Here is a 7,971-nt window from a genome sequence, read left to right on the forward strand (position 1 = left end):
CAGCCAAGCCGGGCGATGGAAGGCCGTGCCTTCCGGAGAGGCCGCAACAAAGGCTTCGATCCGGGCCAGTTCATTTGGCTCGGGGCGATCGAGAATACGAACAGACAAAGACCTGGGCTTGAACGGCATGTTCATCGCATTAACCCGGCTTCCAGCGCCGCCAGTTCGTCGACTCTGCCCCAATCAAAATCCTGTCCGGCGCGCAACAGCTTGGCGCGCATCCCTTTCAAATTGGTATAGTGGCGGAGCTTCGATTTTATCGGCGCGTTACCGACCCGCGGCTGATCGGGATCAATTTCCCAGGGGTGAAAATAGAATATCGCCCCGTGCCCGTCATCGCGGTACATTTTCCGAATGGAACGCCGGTAGAGCGCATAAGGCAACAGCCGGAAAAACCCGCCCCCGCCGGCAGCCAATATCCGCTTGCCCAATTTCACGGTCGTAACCGGCAATTCGATAAAATCATAATTCTCCACAGGTTTCCAGGCGAAGCGCGGTGATCCCGCCCAGCCATAATGATCGTGATGAATCGGCGCGACACTGGACGAATAGGCATAGCCCTGCTCGGCCAATATTTCATGCGCCCAGGGCGTCCGTTGATCGATCGAAAAGCTCGGCGCCCGATAGCCGACAACCTTTTGACCGGACGTATCCTCGAGAATTTTGCGACTGCGATCCAGATCTTCCCGGAACTGATCGGGTGACAGGGTGAAGACCCGGGCATGATCATAGCCATGATTGGCGATTTCATGGCCAGCGGCGGCAATCTGCTGCATCAATGCCGGATAGCGTTCGGCGACCCAGCCGAGGACGAAAAATGTCGCCTTGATTCCCGCTTCATCGAACAGCGCCAGCACCGCATTGGTGTTGCGCTCTACCCGATGCTCGAGCTGATCCCAGTCGCCACGGTCAATGACCGTCTCAAAGGCTCCCACCTGAAACCAGTCCTCGATATCGACAGACATGGCATTGAGCAAAGCATCCGCTTTTCCCGCCGTGACGAAAGATTCAGGCCGCGCGTCCTGCATTGACATAGCTTTCCTTGCTCCGGACATCGCTCTCCACCCATTGCACGAGCATCGTCAAGACGCGGTGCAGATTTTCTTCCTGACCGTTCATGCGGGTTTCCATCAGGGACAGTCGCTTGGCCATGACGTCGATCCGCTGGGCGGTCGCTTTGTCCGCAGTTGGCTGAGGCGCAGCATTTGCTGCCGCTTCAGTTCTGCTGGCGCCTTGTGCTTCGGCCAACTTCTGGACCGGTTGCGCCGGAGCTTCCGGCGGCCGCAGATTGACGACTTCATGTTCCGGTGCTGACACCGGTTGCACTTGCGGCTCGGACGATCGGACGGGGGCTTCAGCGGTCTGTACGGGATCAGTTTCGAGCGCTTTTTTCGGCTTTTCCCAAAGCGGATTTTTTATCTCGGTTGACACGGTTGGTGGTGCAGCAATTTCCACATCCTCGCCATTCAGGTCGGCCAGCACCCGCTCCACCATCGCCTGGTCAATCGTCTCGGCATGTTCGATTGATCCCATCAACAATATCCGGCTCATCAGCGCGTTGATTTTGCGGGGAACACCATTGGTCTCTGCATAGAGCACACGGAATACGCTCGAAGTGATCTTCGGACGCCCCGACCATCCGCTTTTGGACAGTCGATGGGTGACATAAGGTTCGACTTCTTCTGCACTCATTGGTTCCAGATGATGATGCGCTATGACCCGCTGACGCAATTGCTCCAGCTGGTTGGAATTCTGCAACATGTCACGAAATTCCGGCTGACCGAGCAGGAATATTTGCAGCAATGCCTGCCCGCCGAGCTGGAAATTTGACAGCATCCTCAATTCCTCCAGCGCCCCCGCCGGAAGATTTTGCGATTCATCCACGATCAGCAAACAGCGCCGACCGGCACGCGCTTCGGCATGCAGGAATTCTTCAAACGCGCTGAGCAACTGCGCCTGGTCCATATTGTCGGTATCAATATCGAAATGATTGGCAGCGACGCGCACGATATCCTTGCTGTCGAGCTTGGTGGTGACGATATTGGCGGCGGTCAGACGCGCCTTGTCGATCGTTGCCATCAGATGGCTGACCAAAGTGGTCTTGCCGGCACCGACGTCGCCGGTGATGACGATAAACCCCTCGCCCTGTGCCAGACCATAGCCCAGATAGGACAGTGCCTTGCGGTGCGTCAGGCTCTCGAAATAATAATGCGGATCCGGGGTCAGCTGAAACGGCCGGCCATTCAATCCATAAAATGTGTCATACATGCGCGTATCTCCGATCAATGGCGGTGATGATGCTCTTAAAAATCATATCTGAGTCCCAGCAGAGCGGAAGCCGTAAGCGAGCGGTCGAAACCATCTTGCTGGAAATTGTCCAGACCGACAGCCGCCGTACCCTGCAGCCCCGGCAAAATTTGGCGATAATAAGCCGCGTTGGCGCCGATCCCCAGGACATTGCTCGCATCGGCAAAGCCGCTATCCAGCAGATTGGCATAAACATTCGCGTCGAAGCTGGAATAAGTATCCAGTTCCCGGCCAATCGAAAGATTGGCATAATAATTTTGGTCTACCAGGCCGTCGACCGCTGAAACAGCGCCCAATTGCGACGCAAAATAGCTGCGACGGGCATAGCCCACGCCGAGCCCGCTATTCCATCCGCCTCTATTATAGGTGAGCTGCCCGTTGACACCCCGCGCACGGAATGAGGATGAGGCCGCCGATTGCAGCACATCGTTGAAGCAGAGGCTGCTCGTTTGGCCGAAGGCACAGCCATTCAGCTCACCGCTCAGAGGATTGCGTGAACTGGAAAAACTGGTGCCGAGACTTGATAGATTGTCATTGAGCAAATTGCCGAAACCCGAAACCGTGTCATAGACCGAAATATTCAGCGCGGTCTTCTGGTTGGGCTGGTAACCAAAGCTGCCATAATAGGTTTCACTGCCATAGCGCTGACCGACGCGCGCCTCGAGCGAGGTGCGACGACTTGGCCGCCACAGCACACCGGCATCCCAGTAAATACCGTCCTGATCATAAGACAATAATCGGGGTGATGTTTCATCGGTCACCAGACGGCCATCATTGCCGATGACCGGATCGCCGTTGATATCGCGCACCGCGTCGCGTTCCGAAATCTCGATATCTTCATAGCCAACACCGCCAACCAGCGCGAGACTTGACGAGACCGGCACGGTCACATCCGCGCGGACATGTTTTCCTTCAAACCGCTGATCCAGCTGGCCGCCATCCTCGCGTTCCCAGCCCGCACCAACGGTCCAGCCAAAAGGAAGATCGCCCGGCTGCATTCCAACGCTGGCACTGGCCGAGTGGCTCACACTATCGTCGAAAACATCAATCGGAAGCTGACCCGGAGGCAAGGTGCCGGTGGATTTGTTTTCCACCTTGGTATAACCCACCCGGTAATTGGCATTTACATCCAATGCGCCAACTTGTGTCGACAGACTGGGACCGACATAGACCGAATAGACCTGTGTCACATTGTCGATATTGCCCACCGTATTGGATGGCGCCGTGCCGCGCAGATCGACCCGGCTGCGGGTTGCGATACCGCCGGCTTCCAATGACAAAAGATTGGGCACAATATCGACCCGACCGCGGGCCAGACCCGTAACGATATCATCGTCGCCAAGATTATCCTGATAATAGAATCGGCGTTCATAACGCACGTTCAGCTGGGCTTCGGCACCACGAGTCTGAATGGAACTGTCGAGACCGGCAGCAACCGACGTATAGGTCAGCACATCGCTGCCATCTTTCAAGTCGGCGACCAATATTTGCTGGATCTCGATATAGGGGGCCACGTCTGCTTTGCGTTCGCGTGCCTCAGCCGCATGCGTGATCAGTCCCAGCAGCGGCAGAATAGCCGCTCCATATTTCAGGACGTTTCTAGTCATATGCGAGGTCATGGCTTACTCTCCATATCCATAATAAGATCCAAAGCGCCGTCCTGTTGGCGAAAATTTGGTGCCATTCAGGAGGAGTTGGATATGATCACAGCCGCCCAACAAACTCAGCGCATCGCGCAGGGCGGTTTCGGTTGTTTCATCTGCCTTGACCACCATCACGACCTGACCAACATGCGTTGCCAGAACGGATGCCAGCGACGCCGACAAAGCCGGTGGTGAATCAAAAATAACGATGCGATGGGGGTTATTCTGGGTCAGCCGGTTGAGAACCTGCTCGGTCCGCGAAGACGCCAGATATTCCGTATCGGCATTGGTCTGATCGCCGGCCGGCAGAATGGCCAGACCTGGGATATCGGTATGAATGATGCAGCTTTCTACCGGCAATTGCGGATCGGACAGTGCATCCATCAGGCCTTTGCTGCCTTCCAGACCAAGGCTGGACAGGATGCTTGGTTTGGCAAAATCAGCATCGACCAGCAGGACCTCATTGTCCTTCTCCGCCGCGATCGAAAGGGCGAGGTTCAGAGCACAGAATGTCTTGCCTTCGTCGGGATGAGCCGAGCAAATCAATATCCGTTCGCCATGCCGAACCGGGGCGACTTTCTGACTGCCTTTTGCGGCAAGCAGCAACTGACGCTTGATGATCCGGAATTCTTCCGCGATTGCCGTCACAGGTCCGTCGGGAACGATGAATCCCGCTTCCTGCAACTTGTCCCTATCAATCATGACCTGCGGTCCGTCATAGGCCTCAACCGGCTGTTGCGTGACCGGAGTGACTTGCCGGGTTTGCGCCTCGGGTGGCACAGTATCCGAAGAATTTCCCTGCCGTTCACCCGTCCGGATTGCGGGAATATAATCATAGATTTCCCCTGCCCTTTCGAGCAACGAAGCGGATTTTCTGGGAGGATTATATTTGTTCATATCTACTCTCTCACGCCACCATGCCGCGCTGGATAAATTCGACGATCATCAGCAATCCAAACACGCCGAAAAGCGCGCCACTTGTGCCGTAAAAGATCCGCAATTTTTTCATTTTGATCTCGCGCTGCGCGCTGGTCAGAATCTGCGAAACAGAACCGATAACCGGCAGACCACTGGCTTTTTCCAGCTTGGCTGCGGTTGGATAGCTGGTTTGCACCTGGCCCATGGCAAAAGCCGTACCGACACCGCCACCGATGCCGGCGATCAAAACCATCGCCAGCAATAGCGGTCGGTTTGGTGCGGCCGGAGATCGCGGACTGGACGGCGGATCAATAACCAGAAACTTGACGGCGTCGGTTTCAGATTCCACCTGACCGCGCAATTTGATCTGCTCCCGGTCGGTGAGCAGCTTATCATATTGACTTTTCAGTACCTCATGATCGCGATTGATCCGCGACATTTCAGCCGCGACACCAGGCTCCAGCGTCTGTTTGGACGCCAGTTGCGCCATATCCGCCTGCAGTGCATTTTTCCGTGCCTGCAATGCGGCAATGCTTGCCTGACGTTCTGCACGCATGCTTTGCAGCGAACTATAGGCCGGATTGGGTGTGCGATAACCACTGCCACCAGCGGGTTCCTTGGATGCCTGTATCCGCAACGCGGCAATTTCATTTTTCATTGCAATCACGTCGGGATGGCTGTCGGTCCAGCCACGCGCCCGTGCGCTGGCCAGTGTGGCCTGTGCCTGGGCCAGTTGGCCGCGGGCACCGCCAGCACCAGCCACTCCCGGCGTAGCGATGGACGAAGGCGTCCCGGAAAGCTGGCCATTCAAGGCGGCCAGCGAACCTGATGCCTGACTGAGCTGTGAATCAATCTGGCCCAGTTCAGCCCGGGCCGCCTCCATTCGTTGACTGACGGAACCGATTCCCGGCAGCAAGCCAAGATTTTCGGTCTCGAACTGGACCCGCTGCTGTTCGACTTCCTGAAGCTCTTTTTCCCTCTGGGCGAGCTGGGCGTCGAGAAACTTGATCGTCTGGCTGGTTTCATCGCGGTCACCGGACAGATTTTCCTCGACGAAAATGTCGATCATTTTCTGGACAATATCGCGAGCCAAAACAGCATTTTCGGCATCGGATAAATTGCTCGCAGAAGAGGTCGCAGTGATCTCGAACAGATTGTCTTTTTCTGATTTTATTTTGATGCTCTTGCGCAGCATCTCGACCTTGCCAGACAGTTCACGGTCCGTTGCCACCGACTGGTTCAGAGCGGTACCACGAACGACTTTTTCGAGATTGATGGTTGACGCCAGTGTTTCCTGAACGCGCTCCATATTTTTCTTGCGCTCGCGCGCATCCACACCGACCTTGTCGGACAAGATCGACTGCATCTCCACGGAAATGCGGGCCTGCGATTCATAGCTGTTGGGAATCAGCGCGACCACAAGCCAGCCCAGCAGGCAAAGCCCCCAGGCGACAGCCAGCGCAAGCCAGCGCCGAATCCAGACGCTGTGCAACGCTATTTTAAATTCATCATAAAGGCCGTTCATGTGTCTATTCAATTCCTGTCAGATGGAGCCACAAACAGATCAAAACATGCTTTCCGGAATGATGATCACATCACCGGGACGCAGCATAACATTGGCGCGGGTTTCGCCCTTCTTCATCAAATCGTCGATGCGCAGGGCAAATTCCTTTTGCTTGCCGGTCCCGCGGTCGAACCGGATCAGCCGGGCACGATTGCCGGCCGCAAATTCGGACATGCCGCCGACCGCGATCATCGCATCAAGCAGGGTCATGTTGGCGCGATAGGGAATCGATGCCGGTTTGTCTGTGGCACCGACAACGCGAATTTGCTGGGAGAATGTACCGGAAAAATTGTTGACGATGACCGACACCAGTGGCTCGTTGATATATTGCGACAGTTGTAGCGTCAGGTCCTGTGCCAGCATCGCGGGCGTCTTGCCCACGGCAGGCATATCGGTGATCAGCGGTGTCGTGATCCGGCCATCGGGGCGGACCTGAACTTTCGCGCCCAGCTCGGGATTGCGCCAGACAAAAATTGTTAGCTCGTCCAGCGGACCGATAACATATTCTTCTCCCGGTCCTTCCTGCATGGACACAAAGGATGCCGAAGGCAGTTGCGGGCCACTGGAATTGCCGGCGCAGCCAGCGACGGCAAGTGACGCCATCCCGGCACCGACCATCAGCTTCGCCAAATGCTTGTTTTTCATCGCAGAACGCATTCTATTCACCTCGTAAAAACCGTCTGGTGAGCACCTACTTTCCGACGGAAAACGGGCAATTCACGCAAAGTTACGAGATGGCTATGCTAGAAAATAGTGAATATAGCGTTAGGATTAGCTGAATTTGCGATTAACAGATCCAGCACATGACTGCAGTCAAGGGCTTTGAAATTATTCAACTAATATCTCTGCGGCTGATCCCTGACCGAGGAAATTCGCGGGACTTGCCGTGGCTCCGTAGGCACCGGCGCAGAAGATTGCGACGATGTCATCGACGCCTGCTTTGGGCATGGCGGCATTGTCGCTCAAGCGGTCAAGCGGGGTGCAGAGACAGCCGACGATGGAAACCGTTTCTGCTGGCTCTTCCTCAAATCTGCTGGCTATGGCCGCTGGATAGTTGCGCCTTACCACCGTCCCGAAATTGCCGCTGGCAGCGAGCTGGTGATGCAGGCCGCCATCGGTGACGAGAAAAACATGGCCCTGGCTTTGCTTGCGATCGACGATCCGGGTCAGATAGACGCCTGCTTCGCCAACCAGATAACGGCCCAGCTCGATGGCAAATTGCGTGGACGAGAGAATCTCTGGCAATTGTTTTAGCTGGTCGGACAAGGCCTTGCCGACCTTGATGATGTCTAGCTGTTCATCGCCCGGGAAATAGGGAATGCCAAAGCCACCGCCAAGATTGATATGGGCTGGCGATTGGCCGATGGTCGTTGCCAGACGCGCGGCAAGTTCCAGCGTCTGGGCCTGCGTCTCGATAATCGCATCCGCGCTGAGCGCTTGCGAACCGGCAAAAATATGGAAACCGCGCCAATCCGCCCCGGCGTCCAAAATGCGTCTCACCGTTGGCGCGACCAGTTCGATATCCATCCCGAATGGCTT

At 55.9% G+C, this 7,971-nt stretch carries 6 protein-coding genes and 1 pseudogene; all 7 read right to left on the reverse strand.

Translation table 11 applies throughout. The features are described from left to right. Nucleotides 1–131: 131 nt before the first annotated feature. A complete protein-coding gene (locus V7665_RS12470) occupies nucleotides 132–1,028 on the reverse strand; it encodes an XrtA system polysaccharide deacetylase (protein ID WP_442955228.1) in 897 nt (298 codons plus the stop codon). Further along, a complete protein-coding gene (locus tag V7665_RS12475; protein WP_335664860.1) occupies nucleotides 1,009–2,268 on the reverse strand; it encodes an XrtA/PEP-CTERM system-associated ATPase in 1,260 nt (419 codons plus the stop codon). Before V7665_RS12475 ends, V7665_RS12470 begins: the two co-directional genes overlap by 20 nt. Before the next feature lie 35 nt (nucleotides 2,269–2,303). Then, a complete protein-coding gene (locus V7665_RS12480; RefSeq protein ID WP_335664861.1) occupies nucleotides 2,304–3,914 on the reverse strand; it encodes a hypothetical protein in 1,611 nt (536 codons plus the stop codon). Nucleotides 3,915–3,929: 15 nt separating this feature from the next. Then, nucleotides 3,930–4,847, reverse strand: coding sequence for an AAA family ATPase (locus V7665_RS12485; protein WP_335664862.1), 918 nt, complete (start codon nucleotides 4,845–4,847; stop codon nucleotides 3,930–3,932). A gap of 10 nt (nucleotides 4,848–4,857) precedes the next feature. Next, a complete protein-coding gene (locus V7665_RS12490) occupies nucleotides 4,858–6,393 on the reverse strand; it encodes an XrtA system polysaccharide chain length determinant (protein WP_335664863.1) in 1,536 nt (511 codons plus the stop codon). A gap of 39 nt (nucleotides 6,394–6,432) precedes the next feature. Continuing rightward, the gene (locus V7665_RS12495) at nucleotides 6,433–7,077 is read right to left on the reverse strand and encodes an XrtA/PEP-CTERM system exopolysaccharide export protein (protein WP_335664864.1); all 645 of its coding nucleotides are present in this window, start codon (nucleotides 7,075–7,077) and stop codon (nucleotides 6,433–6,435) included. 183 nt (nucleotides 7,078–7,260) lie between these two features. Beyond that, nucleotides 7,261–7,971: pseudogene (locus tag V7665_RS12500) on the reverse strand (pyridoxal-dependent decarboxylase, exosortase A system-associated); the annotation flags it as partial.

The sequence above is a fragment of the Parasphingorhabdus sp. genome (genome assembly GCF_036964675.1).
In the GTDB taxonomy this organism is placed as follows: Bacteria; Pseudomonadota; Alphaproteobacteria; order Sphingomonadales; family Sphingomonadaceae; genus Parasphingorhabdus.